The organism is Polynucleobacter sinensis (genome assembly GCF_001595985.1).
Classification (GTDB): Bacteria; Pseudomonadota; Gammaproteobacteria; order Burkholderiales; family Burkholderiaceae; genus Polynucleobacter; species Polynucleobacter sinensis.
On the sequence record NZ_LOJJ01000002.1, the window covers coordinates 180,569 to 199,264 of the forward strand.

General features: G+C 41.0%; 18 protein-coding genes. 3 read left to right on the forward strand and 15 right to left on the reverse strand.

The window, feature by feature from the left end; translation table 11 throughout:
• Positions 1-5: 5 nt before the first annotated feature.
• The 7 genes from AOB49_RS03005 to AOB49_RS12135 form a co-directional block, all read right to left on the reverse strand.
• The gene (locus tag AOB49_RS03005; protein ID WP_062307761.1) at positions 6-875 is read right to left on the reverse strand and encodes a class I SAM-dependent methyltransferase; all 870 of its coding nucleotides are present in this window, start codon (positions 873-875) and stop codon (positions 6-8) included.
• The gene (locus AOB49_RS03010) at positions 872-2,209 is read right to left on the reverse strand and encodes an oligosaccharide flippase family protein (RefSeq protein ID WP_172793389.1); all 1,338 of its coding nucleotides are present in this window, start codon (positions 2,207-2,209) and stop codon (positions 872-874) included. Before AOB49_RS03010 ends, AOB49_RS03005 begins: the two co-directional genes overlap by 4 nt.
• Before the next feature lie 571 nt (positions 2,210-2,780).
• Positions 2,781-3,731 (reverse strand): Wzz/FepE/Etk N-terminal domain-containing protein, encoded by a 951-nt coding sequence (locus AOB49_RS03015; protein ID WP_062307766.1) that lies wholly within the window; start codon positions 3,729-3,731, stop codon positions 2,781-2,783.
• 41 nt (positions 3,732-3,772) lie between these two features.
• Positions 3,773-5,665: an SLBB domain-containing protein gene (locus tag AOB49_RS03020; RefSeq protein WP_062307768.1), complete on the reverse strand. Its 1,893-nt coding sequence runs from the start codon at positions 5,663-5,665 to the stop codon at positions 3,773-3,775.
• A gap of 164 nt (positions 5,666-5,829) precedes the next feature.
• Complete coding sequence (locus AOB49_RS03025) at positions 5,830-6,888, reverse strand: MraY family glycosyltransferase (RefSeq protein WP_172793390.1); 1,059 nt, start codon at positions 6,886-6,888, stop codon at positions 5,830-5,832.
• 610 nt (positions 6,889-7,498) lie between these two features.
• On the reverse strand, positions 7,499-7,771 hold the full coding sequence (locus AOB49_RS03030) for a hypothetical protein (RefSeq protein ID WP_156471315.1): 273 nt from the start codon (positions 7,769-7,771) through the stop codon (positions 7,499-7,501).
• A 68-nt stretch (positions 7,772-7,839) separates the two neighbouring features.
• Entirely contained in the window at positions 7,840-8,010 is a 171-nt protein-coding gene (locus AOB49_RS12135; protein ID WP_172793391.1) for a hypothetical protein, read from the reverse strand.
• Between the two features lie 522 nt (positions 8,011-8,532).
• Here AOB49_RS12135 and AOB49_RS03035 point away from each other — a divergent pair.
• Genes AOB49_RS03035 through AOB49_RS03045 form a run of 3 tightly spaced genes read left to right on the forward strand, consistent with a single transcriptional unit; the run spans position 8,533 to position 11,465 of the window.
• Positions 8,533-9,612 (forward strand): MraY family glycosyltransferase, encoded by a 1,080-nt coding sequence (locus tag AOB49_RS03035; protein ID WP_062307776.1) that lies wholly within the window; start codon positions 8,533-8,535, stop codon positions 9,610-9,612.
• A 39-nt stretch (positions 9,613-9,651) separates the two neighbouring features.
• Entirely contained in the window at positions 9,652-10,527 is an 876-nt protein-coding gene (locus AOB49_RS03040) for a glycosyltransferase (protein ID WP_062307779.1), read from the forward strand.
• Between the two features lie 8 nt (positions 10,528-10,535).
• Positions 10,536-11,465, forward strand: coding sequence for an NAD-dependent epimerase/dehydratase family protein (locus AOB49_RS03045; protein ID WP_062307782.1), 930 nt, complete (start codon positions 10,536-10,538; stop codon positions 11,463-11,465).
• A gap of 21 nt (positions 11,466-11,486) precedes the next feature.
• Here AOB49_RS03045 and AOB49_RS03050 read toward each other — a convergent pair whose 3' ends face one another.
• Genes AOB49_RS03050 through AOB49_RS03085 form a run of 8 tightly spaced genes read right to left on the reverse strand, consistent with a single transcriptional unit; the run spans position 11,487 to position 18,694 of the window.
• Positions 11,487-12,377, reverse strand: coding sequence for a glycosyltransferase family 2 protein (locus AOB49_RS03050; protein WP_082784035.1), 891 nt, complete (start codon positions 12,375-12,377; stop codon positions 11,487-11,489).
• A 43-nt stretch (positions 12,378-12,420) separates the two neighbouring features.
• Positions 12,421-13,446, reverse strand: coding sequence for an O-fucosyltransferase family protein (locus AOB49_RS03055; protein WP_156471317.1), 1,026 nt, complete (start codon positions 13,444-13,446; stop codon positions 12,421-12,423).
• On the reverse strand, positions 13,421-14,680 hold the full coding sequence (locus AOB49_RS03060) for an oligosaccharide flippase family protein (RefSeq protein WP_062307789.1): 1,260 nt from the start codon (positions 14,678-14,680) through the stop codon (positions 13,421-13,423). Before AOB49_RS03060 ends, AOB49_RS03055 begins: the two co-directional genes overlap by 26 nt.
• Complete coding sequence (locus tag AOB49_RS03065; RefSeq protein ID WP_062307791.1) at positions 14,677-15,366, reverse strand: DUF3431 domain-containing protein; 690 nt, start codon at positions 15,364-15,366, stop codon at positions 14,677-14,679. Before AOB49_RS03065 ends, AOB49_RS03060 begins: the two co-directional genes overlap by 4 nt.
• A gap of 2 nt (positions 15,367-15,368) precedes the next feature.
• The gene (locus AOB49_RS03070) at positions 15,369-16,367 is read right to left on the reverse strand and encodes a glycosyltransferase family 17 protein (RefSeq protein WP_062307794.1); all 999 of its coding nucleotides are present in this window, start codon (positions 16,365-16,367) and stop codon (positions 15,369-15,371) included.
• On the reverse strand, positions 16,368-17,099 hold the full coding sequence (locus AOB49_RS03075; RefSeq protein ID WP_062307796.1) for a DUF5672 family protein: 732 nt from the start codon (positions 17,097-17,099) through the stop codon (positions 16,368-16,370). It lies immediately after the preceding gene.
• 5 nt (positions 17,100-17,104) lie between these two features.
• Positions 17,105-17,830 (reverse strand): class I SAM-dependent methyltransferase, encoded by a 726-nt coding sequence (locus tag AOB49_RS03080; RefSeq protein WP_062307798.1) that lies wholly within the window; start codon positions 17,828-17,830, stop codon positions 17,105-17,107.
• A gap of 18 nt (positions 17,831-17,848) precedes the next feature.
• Positions 17,849-18,694 carry an NAD-dependent epimerase/dehydratase family protein gene (locus AOB49_RS03085; RefSeq protein WP_062307801.1) on the reverse strand — a complete coding sequence of 282 codons (846 nt, stop codon included), beginning with the start codon at positions 18,692-18,694 and terminating at the stop codon, positions 17,849-17,851.
• Positions 18,695-18,696 lie beyond the last annotated feature (2 nt).

An 18,696-nucleotide genomic window follows, 5' to 3' on the forward strand; every position in this document is an offset into this window, starting at 1 on the left:
CTTTTTTAATGCTTGCGCTTAAGCACTGACACAAAGAGCTCATGCTGGTTCAAGGGGGACGTGACGATTATTCTTCGATAAACAGCCCAGAATATACTAAATAATGGCTCAGCAATACGTAGATACAAGAGTCGTGAAGTGTCGCCCCTATATTTTCTTAACACCCTATGGTAGTAGTCTTTTGGAGCAAAAATCTTAAACGTTAACATTAAGGCTGGTGTCATTAGCCTCTCCAATAAAGATGGGGGACCAACAAATTTCCATTGTCCAGTGTATATATCCAAAGCTCGAGAACTGCTGTTCATAATGACCCGGCTGAGTTTCCATTTTTCTTTTACCCAATGTACCTCACAGGTAACAAGACTAAATCGTTGGGATAATTGATCAAGCGTGACAGGGTCAAGCCAGCAAGTATGCTCTTGATTCACCACAATATCATTCTTAAAAGCCGAATAAAAATATTGCTCACAATAGAATGGATTTGCAGTAGAAATTAGGGCGCAGCCACCCGGCTTGAGTAGTTTTTCGATATTCTTAAAAAGCCCTTCAAAACTTGATAAGTGTTCAATCAAATTTCCAACCACAACTACATCGAAACGTTCTTCAATTTCAATTGGCTTGGTCGCATCTGCGGCAATCACTCTGTAGCCAAGTTTATTAAGTTCAGCTACTTCGCTTTCCAAGTAATCAATACCCAGTAAATTGGAAGCTACTGATTTAATTGCCGCATGTTGCCAAGAATCATTTGATATGTTGCTGATATCGTGGTTGACACAGCCAACATCCAAAACATCTCTGCCTTTGCAAAATTTCTTGACAAGCTCCAAACGAGAAATAGGTTGGTCTACATTTTTTATTAGCATTGCTTTATTCATAGATACCCCAAGACTCTTTGAGTCAATTGTCTCGCGTAAAAAATTAATATGCCATATCCCAATACTGCAGCCCAAATTGCGCCTGAAACCCCAAACCAGGTGATCATAATAATTTTTAAAACAAAGGAAATTATTGCTGCAGCACAAATTACACGCAGAAGTTTATTAAGAGAATGACCACTTAACAAGGCTGAAATTGTTGCATAGTAACTTGCAATTAAACTCCATACTGCAAAACCAGTGATTAGCGCCCAACTTGGAATAAAATCACCTCCGACCCAAACTTCAATTAGTGGACGACCAAATATAATCAGAATGCTCGCAATAACAACACCTCCAATTAAGCAGTATATCTTTGCACGCTCGTAAATTTGACGAGCTTCAGATAGTTCACCTCGTGAAATTGTTTCATTAAGTGCAGGCCAGAGCGGCACCATAATAAATTGAACTATGAAGATAGTGCTATATAACTTGAAAACTACCGCATAAGCTGCAACAGCACCGGAACCCAGTATTTTCCCAATCACAAAATTATCTGAAAAAAATCCAACAAATGCGAGCAATTGCAAGGCAGCAAAATAACTGCCGGTTTGCAAAAAATCCCGAGCAATTTTAGAACTAAAGAAAGAGATTCGCGGACGTAACCATTGTCGATTGAAGTAAAATTCATAAATACAATTCACCAAGGTAACTAGCACGGGGACCCCGCTTGAAGCCAATACAAGCCAAGGCAAGCTTGCTTGTGAAAAGGCCGCACATATTATCCCTACCGTAGAACCGATATTAATGACTGCTTGCCAAAGATTGTTTTGCAAACCCTCTTGAAATCCATGCTGCACTCTATGAACAGTGCTGAGTGGCAGACTGACGACGGTGCAGGCCAATAAAATTGCGACGGCGTTTCTAACCTCATCAACTTCGCCTTCATTACTGAGGTCAAAAATCGTTCCCCATGACAACCATTCGTAGGCCAGCAAGGAGCAAGTTGCCAAAATTAGTGCGACTATTACCAGCACTACAAAAGCATTTGAAACCGCCCTTTGAGCTTCCACTCTATCACCTCGACCATCGGCCTTTGAAATTGCATTTAATAACCCACCACCCACTCCAAAATCCGCAAAACTAAGCAGTGCCGTAATGGAGTTGATCGTCATCCAAATACCAAAACGATCAGCCCCGAGATATCCCAAAGTTAGCGGCGTTGTTACTACTGCCGCAACTATGCCGAAACCTCTAATTGCAAGTGAGCTTAGAACTGTCCGAAAAATGCGGGTATACCTCTCTCCAACTCTACTCTGCGAAAATTTTTTATCGAAGGGAGAGATTAGCAACATTGTGCAGAATTCTTTGAATTTCGTTTTGATCAAAATATGGTCAGTCCAAAATGGCATCTAGCGCGCAAAACAACTTTATTGATAAAGATTTAAGAATTGCTAACAAGACGCGCCCCTGACGATTAGGTGTTTACTTTTTAACCGTCCAACATTTGGACCTTCTGCAAGCAAAGAAATAAGTTATTGACAGAATTATTCGTGATTTATACCATTCCCCGGCTTGGGATAACTTAACGTAAAGTTAAAAGTTCCGGTTCGTTGGATTTTATTTTCACGACCCTTTTTACCCAAAGACATTTGACGATCTTGATTTTAACTTGCGGCAAATATGTCTCATCCGCCTAATTCTGCAAATTCTCCAGAGCTAACTTTTCTTGCCTGGGCTTGGTGTAGACGAGGTACCAGCTCTTCATAACGATCTTAAAATTTAGAATGATTTCCCATTCTACGCTTTTGTTCAGTGATTGAACAGACTTCATGAAGAAGCCTTCTAAATCAATCTACTTTAGATAATCGGGAACGCTAATTCCCGATGCCGCGCTTTTACAAGCATCGGCGTCCAAGATTTGCACTACTTCTTCTTATTCCAGCGCAGCTTGGGCATGGTCCAGGCTTTGGCCAGGCGGGCCCACTGCCCCGCCTCGTCGGGATCGGCCTTAGCATTGCGGTAGGCCCTTCTTACCAATGCGATCAGTGTCGCCAGAAAGAGGCCGGCCACCGCAGCGATGAGCACCATCAGGGCGCGCTTGGGCTTGCTCTTCCACTCGGGGATCTGCGCCACATCGACCACCTGAATCAGACTTTCTTTAGAAGAGTCTAGAACCGCCATCTCGTACTGGGCCTGGATCATTGCCACCATGGACTCGCGGATCTTCATCTCCCGAAACTCAGTCACACCATCTAGGTCTTTTTTGGCTCTTAGAAGCTCAGCACGAAAGTACTCTTTGCGCTGTTGTGACTCGGTGATAGCAAAAGTCTCCATCATTTTTTTGAGCTTGGCAATGTAGGCGTTAGCAACCCTGGCAGAAAACTCGGGGTCCTTGTCATCAAACTCGAGGTCAATCATGCCCGCTTTTTTGAGTGAGGTGATCTTCGTATTTTTTTCTAATGCTTTTTGTGTTTCAAAGCGAAACTTTTTCTCGTAGCGCTTTTGCAGATCAAACTCATCGATAAGTTCGTTCGCAATCGTGTCGGACTTGAGTAGCTCGATGTACTGGTCCTCCGGGGTCTTACCACCGAGCAGCCCTGATACTGCACCACCCCCACCAGTCAAGGCGCCCAACGCCCCCATGGCTCCGGCCAGGCCACCACCGCTGTTGCTTGGCACCAGGAAGGTGGTCTTGGCTGTAAAGATCGGGGTCATGATCAGGCTAATCAACAGAGTGATCAGCGTAATAGCGCCGGCGAATTTGGCGATAAAAAACTTCTCTTCGCCTAGCGTGGTCGCAATCTCGATTAGAGATATTTCGTCATCGTCCTGATCGATTGCAAGATTAGCTTGTGAGTTTTCAGTGGCTGACATTGGTGGGTTTTCCGGTCTTACTTATTTAGTTACTTGCTTTGTTAATTAGCTAAGACGTGGATGGCTGCTGCTGCCAAGCCGAGTTGACCCAAGATCATTGACCAGTCTTTTAGTCCGCGCATAAAGGCGCTGTACTTGGTCTCGCGATCAAGCTTTTCAGGGACGACGATGGTGTCACCTGGGTTCACCTTTTGACCCATGATGCTGGAGAAGTAACTGCCATCATCAGACAACACCGTGCCGTCGGCACGCAACATAAAGATCGCATCCATATCGGCCTCTTTTTGGGTACCCGATAGTTTGAGATAGTCAGAAACCGTAGCACTCGGTTTATAGAGTAAGGAGGACTCAATATTGACAGAGCCATAGACCTGCACAAAGTCACTCATAGCTGGGATACTCAAGCGATCACCAGGCTCTAGAGGCAGGTCTGGGATAGCTTCCACGCTATCGGCGTTAGGATTAATATTAAGCGCGATACGGCCCTCGGGTTTGAGTTGTTTGAGGCGTGCAATTTGCCCTTGGGCAGCAGCTAAGGCTGCCTGATTTCGTTGCGCCAAGATAGCTGCCTCTGTACCAACACCGCCAGACATATTTTGCGACAGGGTCGCCGCCTGCGACTTGACGGACGCTTCCATGCGCAACAGTAACCTCTTGTAAGCATCGACCTGCTGGACCCGCGTGCTGTTGCGATAAAAGCTGGTGGCAAAGATATAGGCCTGGGGCGTTGGGCCACCCGCTTTTTCAATTAAGTCTTGGGTGGTTTGACCGTATTTCATTTGATAAATACCAGGCTTATTGACCTCGCCATCGATGCGCACCAAGATATTGCGCTTGGCCATCGGTACTGCAGTCGAGATGCCGATCACGGTCAAAATATCACCTCGCATCCAGGCCATTTTCTGGCCTGACTGATCAAGAGAAACTGATTGCTGAATGGCAGCAGGCTTTGAGGTTGGATCCAGCCTTTGCAGGGTTGCCGTCTGAGGATCAGAGGTAACGGGCAAGCCACCAATCAAAGAAATGAGACTGCCAATGGTTTCTGAATCATTTTTAAGTTCGTAGATTGCGGGGGTTTCTACTGCGCCGATGATTGCCACTTGCCCAAAGATTGGGGGAAACACGATCGTGTCACCCTCTTGTAATTGCACATCCTCTTTTTTGTCGCCCTTAGCGATAAAGGAATACAGGTCCACCTTGGTCACTGTTCTGCCGCCACGCTTTAGCTCAACATTACGCATGGAGCCGGTAGTACTCGGACCACCGGTTGCAAAGATAGCCGTAATCAGCGTTGAAAGACTGCTGACGGTATAGGCACCCGGCTTTTGCGCTTGGCCTACTACATACACTCGAATAGCGCGTATCTGCCCTGGGGTAACACTCACCTGCACGTTACTAAAACTCTTACCGATTGCATTACGAATCACACCTTCAGCTTGGCTCGCCTTGATACCGCTCAATGGAATAGTACCCACCGCCGGAATGCTAATAATCCCGTTGCGATCAATAACCGCCCGGTAGTCAATATTGGCGCCACCCCATGCACGGATAATTACCTCATCACCAGGCCCAAACTCATAATCAGCAGGAACAGGGATGTTGAGCGCTGGCGCAAAGGTTGTGGGAGCCTTTTCAAAAAAGTTGGCACCAAAATTGGGCACAATAGATCCTACTTTTTCTTGGACATATTTTTGAAATTCACTAGGCTCGCCATTGATATCAGTTGGTTTTTCAGCTTGCTGAGAAGATCCATTGGCGATGGTCTCGCGAATAGCTGCGCGATCTAATGCGCTAGTACCCCCCAATATCGCGGGGCCTAAGTTTTGAGTCTGGGTAGTGGGGCGACCACCACCTAGAGCCCCACCGAACATTGATCCATCACCAGAGGCAGCACTTGGATCAATTTGAGCAAAAACTAACCCAGTAGTTACCATTAGGGTAGCTGCAAAAATTAGACTTCTGAAGCTTGTCAATTTAATAGACACAAGAATAAATCCATGAAAAGTAATTCTCAGTTACATTAGGGCTATTAAAGCCTAAATTTTAGGCATTACAGATAACTATAGGCATTATATCTTTTATACCTAATTGGGAATTATCAAGCCACCACACTGCTGCGAGCAGTTTTTCTTGCGTCTAAGTTAGCCAAAAATAAATAACTAAAGGCGTACAGACAAAAATAAATAATAAAAATACAAATGAGCAAGGTCTGACTATTGTGAAACAAAATTGCGCTAATAGTGGTTGGCAACGCCAACATTGCACAAAACAATCCTGCCGCTGAATTTTTAGTATTAGCTGAGGAGCCTTTTAGCCATTTGCATATGAGCTGCCTGTAAATTAACTGATGGAGATGAAGCGAATCCGCGCGACTAGATGTTTGCTTTCTGCGAATTCTGCGCCAAGAGCTGTATGCAACTTCAATGACGGGGTAGGCACACAGTAGCAAGCAAGCATAAGGAGAAATCACTTCATGTCGCTCATTTAATAATACACAGACCCAGGCAATCATAAAACCAATGAGGTATGCACCGCCATCGCCTAAGAAAATTCTCCCAAAAGGCCAATTCAATACCAAGAACCCAAACACAGCTCCACCTACTAGCAAGCTCATTAAAAGTAATAATGAGTCACCATACCAGTAGGACAACAAACCAATACCTAGCAACGCCTGAAGAGCTAAGAAAGAAGCTAAACCATTAAATCCATCAACAATGTTAAACGCATTAGCAACACCTGCAGTAGCGAATCCAGTGAAAGCGATAGCGAACAAAGGTATAGCCAACATTTCATCCAAATAATTGAATCCAAGAGTCGTAATTTTCGTCTGAAGCAGCCAGCAGCCCAGCAAGCCTGACGCCACCGATACCCAAAGACGAGTTCTGGCGGAAACTTTTTTTGTTAAATCTTCAATAAAGCCAATCAAAAAGATGGGGCTCACTGCAATGAGCATTGCCGCTAAAAAAGATAACACTTCCGAGAGCTGGATATCAAATATAGGAAATAGTCGATTCCAAAAAAAATGGACGAACTGAAATGAGAAGCACAGGGTCAGAAAAATAGCGAGGCCACCTATTCTAGGCACCGGACTTTCGTGAACAGCTTGGACACTTTGCCCCATGTCCTTGCTAACCTTGCCGTGCCAACGCAACGTCATGATGGTAACCGCCCCCAAAGCTAGAGAGATACTTGAAGAGTATAAGAATGGCACATACATGTTTTACATTATACGCCCTAGGGCGTACACCGTTATAATTTCTATAATTACTTTAAAGAGTATTCAATTTAGCTAAAACTAGATAAAAACCCAAGGGCGCCCAATGAGATCATCTGGTCAACCTTTAGCATCTAGTGAAAAATCATTCTGAAATACATCATTATCGCAATAATTCTGTATTTCTTTTTATGGAATTCCTTCCTAGGAAATGGACGTAGGGGTGTAGCCAGACACTAGCCCCTTGAGCATCTCTAGAACGAATTCTTCATCCCCTTTAGCCAAAGCTACCTCAATTTGGTTAATTTTGGGGCCAAACACCCCCCAATCAAGAAAATCTTCATGGGACTTAAAGATTCTGGGGCGCTCCGTTGGGGCTGGGTCTCCCGCAATTAAGAGTTCTTCATAGAGTTTTCCCCAGGGCGCAGGCCTATTTCTTGTGTTTCGATATTCCCTTTCAGGTTATTTAATAAATTACTCATATCGGGTTAAATGTTGTCACAATCCTCGCTGCATACTCAAGCTACGGATGGCATAAAGACGCGTGAGGATCTCAATCACTGGAAACAAAAAGGCGTTTGCTAATCATAAAAGTGAGCTGACGTATGGGTTCCAGGCTTTTGCGCCTGACCAACCACATAGATGCGAATGGCGCGGATCTGGCCTGGAGAAACACTGACTTGGAAGTTAGTAAAACCTTGCCAATTGCAATGCGCACCACACCTTCAGCCTGACTGGCCTTAACGCCGATGAGCGGAACGGTACCAATTGTCGGAATCGTAATGATGCCATTGTGATGAACAAATGCACGATAGTCGATATTCACACACCCCATGCCCGAATCAATACTTCATCGCCTGGGCCATACTCATAGTCAGAAGGCACTGGAATATTTTACATCGGGGCAAAAGTCGCTGGGGTTAAAGCAAAGAATTTAGAGCCAAAATATGGCACTAGAACACCAGCTACACTCTCAACGTATTTTTGGAATTCACTGGGATCTTCTGGGTTTTGATCGGCGCCAGCAGTAATTACCGTCTGCTTTATCGAGGACTCATGGTCCACAGTGCTGGCACTTCCACAGCTAGAGCTACAATGCCAAAACTTATCGGAGACTGGGTCGAGGCAGCCTTTGGAACATACTACCCAGAAGGCTATCATCACTGCCGCCACCGAACATTTTGGCGCTACTAGATAGAGAAAGTGTCAAAACCAACAGGAGTCAATGAATACATTACCAAAATTGACGAATTATGGATTTTTGGACGACTCTTAGCCCAAAAAAGCTGGGCATTTACGAATCATAGTCCGCCAACTAGAGCCTGAGATTGCAAAATCACGTACAAATGGCCCAAACCATATGCTGATCGGCTAACCCATGTCACTTCAATAATAATCTAGAGACATCCCTATACCCCGGGCCATAGGGATAAAATAGGTTCTACCCAAGACCCAGGAACCCATTCTTTTAAATAATGACATCACGAAATGAATTACTCCTTATTTAAAAATATCTTTAATCATTATTCAGCCTTTAGTGACATTTTCGAAATTTAATAAGCGGAATATAGAGCGCTTGGTTTAATCATGATTCCCACCTTTTTAGCCTTATTCACTTCAGCATTTATCACCTTATTACTCATAAGATATAAATTTTTACATGAAAAGTTTTCGAGTGACTCAGATCTAGAGGGCGTACAAAAATTTCATACTTCGCCAACTCCACGGATTGGCGGTATCTCTATCGCAGCAGGCCTTACGGTCGCCTTCTTGTTTCGCTTGTGGCAAGATCCTAATTCAGGGGTACATTTAGGCACTTTAATTTTATGCGCCTTACCCGCGTTGATGACAGGTTTAGCAGAAGATCTCACAAAAAAAGTAGGCGCCATGACAAGGCTGGTTGCGACCTTTATGTCTGCGGCACTAGCATGCTATTTTCTAAATATCGGAATACCAAGAATTGGAATTTCCTGGATTGATCCAATTTTTACAGTTCCAGCTTTTTCAATTCTATTTACTTGCATCACTGTTGCCGGCCTCGCTAATTCCTATAACATTATTGATGGATTTAATGGGTTAGCCAGCATGATTGCCATAATTACTTTATGTGCAATTGGCTATGTTGCCTTTAGAGTCAATGACTCTGTAACCATTATTTTTTCTTTGGTCATGATTGGTTCGATTGTTGGATTTTTTATTTGGAACTATCCACAAGGGTTAATTTTTCTTGGTGATGGCGGCGCTTATTTCATAGGCTTCTGGGTTGGCATACTCTCCATCATGCTGGTATCACGCAACCCTGAAGTCTCACCATGGTTTGCTTGCTTAATCAATATCTACCCAATATTTGAAACTATTTTTTCCATATGGAGAAAAAAGGTAATTAAAAAAATCAGTCCTGGAGTACCAGATGGAGTGCATTTACATATGTTAGTTTATGGCCGAATTGCTAGATGGCTCCGGGCCGAAGATCCTAGTAAAGGTTTTTTATCGAATGCACGTACATCACCATACTTATGGGGGCTCTCTTGCCTAGCAACTGCTCCCGCAATTCTATTTTGGAATAACACTCCAATGCTAATCGGATTTTCGTTTCTATTTTGTATAAGTTACATTGCAATTTATCGGGCTTTAGTGCGCTTCAATATACCCAAATGGCTCAAATAAGATTGATTAACCTGATACGATTTCTTATAAGCGAAAAAAATGGGGAATAGCATCGCAGCACAAGAAAATATGATCGATAGTCCTCAGGTTTTTTCATCGGGATTTCCTGGGGGATTAACGGCCTTAATGTCTATTTATTGGAATTGCGATAATCAGTTACTTCATCGCGCTCTTGATAGCATCTTTCAAAATACCGTCCAACCAGATGAAGTTTTGGTTGTCATTGATGGCCCCATCCAAAGTGACTCTCAATCGATTCTTTCACTATTTCAAGATAAATATTCTTACTTTAGAGTATTACCACTTACGCACAATAAAGGATTAGCAACAGCCCTTAATGAGGGACTAGCTATCGTTAAAACACGATGGGTAGCAAGATGCGATCAAGACGACATCAACTACTTAGATCGATTTGAAAAACAACTTTCTTTCTTACAAAAAAATATGGATGTCAAGCTAATTGGCTCCTTTATTACTGAGGTGAATCATCAAGGGCAAATCCTTTCCCAAAGAACGGTTCCCGAAACTTTGGAGACCATAAAAAAATTTCTCCCTTTTCGAAATCCATTCAACCATATGTCCGTTATTTACGACAGTCACTTTATGCGTAAGATTGGCGGATATCCAAATATCGCGTACCAAGATTATGGGCTCTGGATAAAGGCTCTTGGCCAAGGAGCTAAAGCGCTCAATATTCCTGAGCCACTGGTATATGCCACTACAGGTGACGATATGTTCCGCAGACGCGGAGGAATTAAAATCGCCAAAGATGAATTCAAATTACACAGCTTGATGGCCCAATATCAATTCCGCTCTTGGGCTGGTGCAATGACTTGGGCCTCAGTACGAGCAGTTATCTCCCTAATGCCTGCCAATTTTAAGCGCCACCTCTATTACAGCCATCTCAGAAAGTAAACAATAATATGAGATGTCTAGTACTGGGTGGAACAGGATTTATTGGTAAAAATTTAGTTGCAAAGTTAGAGCAACAAGGGCATTTTGTAAGAACATATTCCTCAAGCCAAAACTCTTCTGAGTCGACAACTGTTAAACACATTCAAGGCAACTTTAGCACTGGTGAAAACTTAGAGCTAGCACTTAAAGAAATTGACGTTGTCTATCACCTCATATGCAATACGCTTCCAAACCTTCCCCATACAAAAAGTTCAGAAGATATTGAGGATAATTTACTGGGAACTATCAGACTCTTAAACCTCATGACTAATGCTAAAAATAAGAAAATTATTTTTGCATCATCCGGCGGCACAGTATATGGAAAACCTGAATATTTACCGCTAGACGAAAAGCATCCCACCAATCCAATTTGTTCATATGGAATTACCAAGCTATCCATTGAGAAATATCTACATCTATTTGCATTGAATTCGCACATTAATGCTGTTGTACTTCGTATATCAAATCCTTATGGCCCACACCACAATATCAAAAAAATGCAGGGGCTTATTAATACACTGTGCTTCAATATCACACATGAAATTCCAGTAACCATATGGGGAGATGGCAGTATTGTTAGAGATTACATTCACATAGATGATGTAGGTAATGCATTAGTAAGTGCATTGAATAACACCGAGAAATTTATGGTCGCCAACGTCAGCTCAGGTGTAGGTCTCTCAGTAAATATGATCATTCAAAAAGTTCTCTCAATTACCGGCGCGAACCCGGAGATTCAATACAAAGAAGCTAGATCTTTTGATATTCAAGAATGTATTCTCTCTAATGATCAAATCAAGAAAGCACTTGATTGGTCTCCGAAAATTAATATTGACGAAGGTATCATAAGAACTGTTGAGTGTTTGACCGGAAAATCTCCCACTAAAAAACACCCGTAGTTTAGTCTTAAAAAAGAAATATTACTTCTTGAGGCTTAACCTATATGAAGCCGAAGCGATTGTTTTAGTAAGAAATCTGTAGGTATACCAAATCATTGTTTCAATTGAACGTAATAGCTTCCTGGTCAGCCCCTCGCCTCGATATGGACCAATCCAAATATCATGAGAATGCATTTTTTTCTGCAAGTATCCTAGCTCCTCTACACGAATATTTTTGATTGAACCCCCTAATCCCCTTGTCAGGCTGGTTGTTCTTTCTTGCTCAGAATAAATTGCTATGTGAGGGCATGATATCCATTTTGATGTTTTGGAAAAAAGCCTCACATACATATCAACATCTACCAACCAAATAAGCTTCAAATCAAAGCGCGGATATAAACTACGTCTAGCAACCAAGATCCCAGTAGGGCCAATAACATTCCTACGCAATAAATAGAATGGGTTTCTCTTAATTAACCAGTCTCTGATTTTGACATTAAAGTGTGATCTAGAAAAAAAACCACCAGCAAAGGTAAGATGACAATGGAGCAAAAAAATATCTACTGATGGATTTACCTTCAATGACTTGAGCAATTCCTTCACAATGTGATGACTTTCTGGATACTCATCATGATGAATCATCCAAACATACTCTCCGGTAGATTCATCAACTAAATAATTCCAATTTTCAATTGGGGTTTTAATTGGATTATTCCAAGAATAACGAATCTTATTTGGATACTTTTCCAACCAAGGCGCAATAGCTTCGCTAATTTCAGTATTGGTAGAGTTATCCCCAATCAATATCTCAATATCATCCTGAATACATGGCTCTAAATGACGAAGAATCCTCATAAGACCATCTTTATAGTTATAAGAAGGAAGCAGTATGCTTAACTTTATAGGCGAAGTTAGTACTGTTAAATTATTCATTTATTGCTTATCAAAATGCATTAGTGATGAAAGAATTTCTCAATCATCCAATCTTAGTGGGGAAAAAATAAGAGAGAAATTTTTTAATATGAGGGCGAAGCATGGTCGGAATAAGAATCTTCCAACTAAAACCCTGATTTAGTTGTGAAGGGGGGCAAGAAACGAAATATTCACTTCGATAAAACTGAATGGTGTCTTGAACACATCCGATGCACCCCTCTATACCCTGTATTTCACCATCAGCCCCCTGCCATAACCAATCAGCATAAAAATTAGCTGGTGCAGCCCATCTTTTGTAAGAGTTATTGAAGCGTGACCAGTATTGAGGGGCAATTACTATAGGAGAGTTTAGGTTAGTCTTAATGGGAAAATAGGAAAAGCTGGAGTTAGATGCGACCACATATTTAGCACTGTTTAATACCGCGTAACAGTCCCCAACATTACCGCTAACAATCTCATATTGAGGAAATATTTTTTTTGCATACCGGTAATCATCCGTAACAACTAAAAATTTACTGATGCCATACAATTCCATCATATTTTTCTGCGCATTCTGCCAATATGACTGCGGAAGAATTAAATCTTTAAAGCGTTTATATTCTCCACCCCTCAAATTAAGCACGCAAATGTCACTTGGAATAGAGTTCTTTTCTAAAATCTTCGCGTCAATTATGAAGTAATGCTTAAGCTTTTCAATATCTCCAAAAAAATATTGCTCACTTTGAAAGTAACCTTTGAGATCATGACTACTACGTAAATTCAACACCTCTTCGTCAAAATATGTCGAGAGCAATTTCAATTCTGGATCATAGTACTGACGCTCATGATAGGTGGGAAGGATTAATTTACTAGTGCAATTATCCCGCTCGATAGAAATATTAACGTGCTCTGATATTGATAAAAATGCAGAACCCTTAAAACGCTCAAAACCTCTCAATTTGAAACCAAAACCTAAGCGCTCACTCAGGCTTCTAGTCGCAGCATAAGCCCAGAGCTGATTTCCCAGGCCTTGACCATCAAGAAATTCAGTAGATAAGATATGACTAGACATATATATTAGGCTTTCCAAGCGCCCCGCGAAGGAGCCACGTGAAAAAAATTAGGCAAAAACAACCCATTAACTCGGCCAAGAGCATTGTTGTCGTCGCACCACGTAAACCAAAATATGTAATGCTTGGGTATATTAATAGCAATGTAGTCATCAAAATAATAAGCGATGAAATTAAATAAAATTTCCTTTGCTGTAAGGGGATCAGTACTTGATGAACAATAAACGCGGAAATAGTACTAGCTAGTGGAACTAATGCAAGGATCCTCAACAAAGGAATGGCTCCCGAAAAATTTTCTCCCCCTATCCATAAAATCAGTTTAGGGGCAAGTAGAAATAATATAAAAGAGACTAGTAAAGATGATCCAAATATCGCAATTCCACTTATTCTTAATAACTTTATCGCCGCCATCTTGTTTGCCGAAAACAGATAAGCCATTCTTGGATATAACGCATGAACAACTGGATGAAAAATAGTGATTGCAGCAGCCTTAATACGATCAGCGATGTTAAATAGACCCAAATCCGACGGGCTGGCCCATATACCAAGCGCAGTAGGAATAATTGAAGCAGTTAAATTAGAGGTCATGGATGTAAAGAAAAAGGAAGAGTCCTCAACAATCACTTTTAATATATTTCTAATTTTTGGACTACGCCAATAAACAAAATTACCCCTGTACATCCAGTATAGGCAAGCAATTCCTATAACGATAGATCCAACCCCATTGAACAGTAAATATAAAAAGGCATCATTTTCGCTATTAATATATATAAAAATAAAAGGCAAGACCACAATCTTTGCCATTAACAGGGTGAAGGAAGCCTCCCATACCTTTTCTAAGCCGTGTAGAAACCACAAGGGAGTTAATAAATTCCCAATCAGCATAGCATAACCCGCAAAATATACTGACTGAAGTTTTTGCTCAGCAAATAATTTAATAAATATCCAATAAATTGTGATCGAAATGATAGCCAAAAGAAATTGTGCAACCCAAACTTCACATGCAATTTTAGATACACGCTCCTTATGATCTCTTGACGCTGCAATTCTCTGAGTAGCGCCCAAATAAAAACCCCAGTTCACCACCCAGATGCCATAATTTACGATCAACAATACAAAAACAATATTACCCCACGCCTGAACACCTAATACTCTAGTCAAATATGGCAAAGTAAGAAAGGTAACGACTAGATTCATGCCCTGTAGGGCCCCTAGCCCAAAAATATTTCTTCCAAGACGTCCAGTAAACTTCATATCTTAGAGTGCTGGAATAGGTACAACATAATTCGCTCAAGATGAAAAGCTTCGACCGGAAAGAACTCATAAGTTACCACTTCATACAAGTGTCGATAGAGCTTCAATGGCCATCGAGTAATATTTTCCCTAGGAACAATCATGCAGGCACCCGGAGTAAATATGACATATTTAGGCGCCGACCGTTTAAAAATTGCCTGAAATAAGTCATTTAACTTAGGATAGTAATGGCCAGGATTTCGCTGCTTAGCATACCAGTTATTCGCTATCTCTAGATAAGATCCTGGGGCGACTTGTTGCCCAATATAAAAAAGTGGTACGTGAAATTTATATTGCGGAGAAAAATTTTTTTCATCGCCATAAAGCGAGACAAATCCAGAACACTTCTTACGCTCCAAGAAAATTTCTTTCGAAATATGGCGAGGAAATAGGTTCCCCTTTACAAAACCAATACGACAAGGAAGGCGATCATAGTTTTCTATAATGTATTGCAAGTAGTCGCTAAGATTGTGGCCGCTATGTAAAGTATCCACAAGTCTTCCATCATTAATAAATTCTGGAGGGATGCAATCAGATTTACTCTGATTAGAAATCTGATACTCTCCGCACAAGGCTTCAATTACAGCACTCGGATCTTGTCGGTAATTACTAATTACCCAGAAAATATCATTTTCAACAGCAGTCATCTTTATAACAACCTCATCAGCTTTGTTCTAACTTTTTTAAGATTCAAAGCTAATAACGCCAAATAATCAGAAAAGTTTTTTGAATCTTGATGATCTATGGCTCGCTGAGAGATCAAATGAGGATATTTAGCTAAGATCTTAGAAAATCTTGGGCTAAAGAATTTAGAATCTAAAATCGAAATTGACTTCAGATTAGTGCCAGACTCTCGATAAAAAATATCCTTACCCTTGCTAATATTCTCCTCTAAATTTTTTAACACAGCGGAGTTATTAAATTCTTGGTGACCCCAGCCTGCAATCTTTCGTTTTATTTCCTCAACTCCACCACAGGTGGTGAAATGATATCCCGCATTTTTGATCGGGCTTGGATTAATAATGTTTCGCTCTTTTTTAGAATCTATCCTTAAACTATTTAACGAATAATTTGTTATGTCTTGATATTTGGCACCTATAGTTCCGAGCCACTCACCATCCTTATAGTAATTTAGAAAATATCTGAACTCATACTGTTGAAACACCTGCGGTCGAGCCATCATCTTTCGCAAATTATCTTCATTAAAAATAAACTCTGAAGGAATTTCATCTAAATCGGATATAAGTACAATATCACCGTGATTCGCCATTTTGTCTAGGGCAACGTGCAATGACTCTCGATGATAAGTGTCCAACACCCAATGAATTTCAGATTTTGGGTAGTGCTGGTGGAACTCTAAAATTCGACGAACCTTATGATGACTTGGATCTTGAGAGTTTTCTAGATATTTAATTACCGATTGGTAATTTTCATGACAATCTTCTATTTTTTGATAATGTATTTTATGAAGATACTTTTCAAAACGTTCTTTATTTTTCTCAAAATTGAACTCTTTTGGCTTCCCACTAAAAGTCTGACCGGCCTCTGAAATTACGAATAAATCCACAAAAGGATCAAGTTGCTCTAGCCTAATCTCAAGTAAATCTAATTCCTGAAAAAAAAGGAATGCATCGATAATCTTAGTCATCTAGACACTTCTCTTGTATTTATTGATTAGCCTCTTAAGAACGTCCCACAATGTCGCCCTTCTGGTGAATCTCGGATAATTTTTATTTTTACCCTGCCACTTATGAAAGGCAAAAGGCTTAATATCCTTATTTTCTGGAATAGTTCGCTCCCTAGAAAACCGACAGGCCACTGAGAGCGGTGAAAATTTAATGCCGTTCTTCATTAACACGTCCCTGTGCTGAACGCATAAAAATCCATCCTCATGAAAATATCCATGATCTGCATTACTCCATTCAAGCCCAAATTTTTCTGGAAGCTCTAATATCCTCTTGCTTCTCAAAGACACGCTGTTACCTACCCGAATAATATTCCCTAATCCATCTCTATATGAGAATGCGTCCTTGGGAAGCGGCCATGGCGCACCGATGTAATCGTACTCTAAAAATTCCTGAGCCCATTCCTCAGGATGCACAATAAATCCATCAGCATGAATCAAAATAATGTAATCTGTTCTTATAAACTTATGCAGTTCAAAAACAATAAACTTACCCCATTCACCGACATCTTTAAAAGCGGGGATTTTATGGAAACTGTAATTCCTCTCCCCTTCAAGGCAAGGATCATGACTTGCAAAAAATAAGACTTCTTCAAACTCTAGCCCTCGTTGGCTATATTCAAGAGCTTTTGCAGTTTCTTCAATCTCTTTGGTGGCTACAGCAACTAAAGTGATATTGGACATCTTTTGAGGCATGGCTACTAAAAGACTCCAGCCACTTTAAATACCTTACGCAATAAACGCAAAGAGCCTTCAGTTAATAAATACATTACACCAGTCAATGAAACAAGCAAACGATTTAATATCACCATAAGAATCCTAGACTCTTTTTGAATCACGAAGAGACAGTTATCTCCAGATAGTTTATGTAATCTAAAATCATAAAACTTGGCGATGTATCCACTCGGAACAGATGCTAGCAAAGGGAAAATAGCTACGCCCCCTAATAAAATATCTTCAATAATAAATAATCCGCCATCATTCATTTTTTTCAAATAGAGTTCTACGGCCTTCTTTTGAGACCATATCGAATGCGGTCCATCATCAATAATGATGTCAAAGGGTCCTTGAACTTGTTTAGAAAAATTTTCGCTATAAGCATCCCCTATAATTGTTTCTACATTCTGCCTATTTAACCAATTTTGATTAATGGTTAGATTTTCTTGAATACAAGCATCTGATAAGTTATCCAATCCAAAAATTTTTCCATCTACGAAATAAGATGACCAAAGAGCTAAAGAAGCTCCGTGTCTAAATCCAATTTCCATTAGTCGCAATTGCTTTTCACGAAATGGAAAAAACTTTTTTTCGTAAAATTTATCAACGTAAGATTTTTTATCTCCCTTATCGGTTCCACGAGGATTTTCGGTAAGATTTAGCCCCTCCTCTTTGAGGATATCCTTAAGATGGTTTTTTATATTTTTCACATTCACTCAATTCATCAATTAACTTATTATTGTTTGTTTGCTCGTAATAACTCTCATCATTTCGTTATGTCGATAAGGCACTGCGCCAACAATTAGGCGGCCTCTTGCCTGCCAACGATTCCACCAATACTGACTAAACTCTAATACCGATTGAGGGCATCCAGTTGCAACATGCTGTATTGAAGGACTGCCGAAGGTGCAATTTGAAAAATCTAGGGCCTGAATAAATGCTTTTGCAACCTCTTCAACCCGAATAAAATCACGGAGTTGCTCGCCTTTGCTCATTGGAAAATCAGCGCCACTGTCAGCTGCAGCCCTCAGGGATGGCCAAAGACGATTGGCTGGCTCGCCTTCACCATACACTTGAAATATTCTCAGCAACTTTAATTGGAGAGCCTTTTCGCGTGCTAAACCCATCAATGCTACTGATGCCGCAGCTTTTGAGGTTGGATACGACAATGTAGGCTCCAAGGGAGTATCTATATCTAAGTAATCAAATCTTTCAGCCGACTTTCCATATTCAAAACAAGATCCAGCGATCACATATTTTTTTACACCCTGCTTAATTGCCTGAGTAGTTAATTTCAGGGATGCGTAAACATTCCAGTACGTACATTGTTCCAAAGAGTCATAAGGGGGATTTGGGGTATGAGATGCCATATGAACAAATACATCAACCTCTTCGAATAGCCCCTCATAATTCTCATCTAGAGATCCCTCAATCCAACGCGGCTGGACCATCAATGGAATTCTTGTCAAACTACCTGGGCGTCTTAGCGCAATTACCTCATGACCATCTGCTAGCGCCTGGGCAAGAAAATGGCTTCCAACAAATCCCGTGCCTCCAGTTAAGAAAATTTTCATAA

Excerpts from the sequence above, each read along its gene's own strand:
- AOB49_RS03045 (WP_062307782.1), top strand. The coding sequence starts at position 10,536 with ATGAGATGTCTAGTACTGGGTGGAACAGGATTTATTGGTAAAAATTTA.
- AOB49_RS03065 (WP_062307791.1), bottom strand. The coding sequence starts at position 15,366 with ATGACTGCTGTTGAAAATGATATTTTCTGGGTAATTAGTAATTACCGA.
- AOB49_RS03005 (WP_062307761.1), bottom strand. The coding sequence starts at position 875 with ATGAATAAAGCAATGCTAATAAAAAATGTAGACCAACCTATTTCTCGT.
- AOB49_RS03010 (WP_172793389.1), bottom strand. The coding sequence starts at position 2,209 with ATGTTGCTAATCTCTCCCTTCGATAAAAAATTTTCGCAGAGTAGAGTT.
- AOB49_RS03035 (WP_062307776.1), top strand. The coding sequence starts at position 8,533 with ATGATTCCCACCTTTTTAGCCTTATTCACTTCAGCATTTATCACCTTA.
- AOB49_RS03050 (WP_082784035.1), bottom strand. The coding sequence starts at position 12,377 with ATGAATAATTTAACAGTACTAACTTCGCCTATAAAGTTAAGCATACTG.
- AOB49_RS03075 (WP_062307796.1), bottom strand. The coding sequence starts at position 17,099 with ATGCCTCAAAAGATGTCCAATATCACTTTAGTTGCTGTAGCCACCAAA.
- AOB49_RS03085 (WP_062307801.1), bottom strand. The coding sequence starts at position 18,694 with ATGAAAATTTTCTTAACTGGAGGCACGGGATTTGTTGGAAGCCATTTT.
- AOB49_RS03070 (WP_062307794.1), bottom strand. The coding sequence starts at position 16,367 with ATGACTAAGATTATCGATGCATTCCTTTTTTTTCAGGAATTAGATTTA.
- AOB49_RS03015 (WP_062307766.1), bottom strand. The coding sequence starts at position 3,731 with ATGTCAGCCACTGAAAACTCACAAGCTAATCTTGCAATCGATCAGGAC.
- AOB49_RS03060 (WP_062307789.1), bottom strand. The coding sequence starts at position 14,680 with ATGAAGTTTACTGGACGTCTTGGAAGAAATATTTTTGGGCTAGGGGCC.
- AOB49_RS03025 (WP_172793390.1), bottom strand. The coding sequence starts at position 6,888 with ATGACGTTGCGTTGGCACGGCAAGGTTAGCAAGGACATGGGGCAAAGT.
- AOB49_RS03020 (WP_062307768.1), bottom strand. The coding sequence starts at position 5,665 with ATGGTAACTACTGGGTTAGTTTTTGCTCAAATTGATCCAAGTGCTGCC.
- AOB49_RS03040 (WP_062307779.1), top strand. The coding sequence starts at position 9,652 with ATGGGGAATAGCATCGCAGCACAAGAAAATATGATCGATAGTCCTCAG.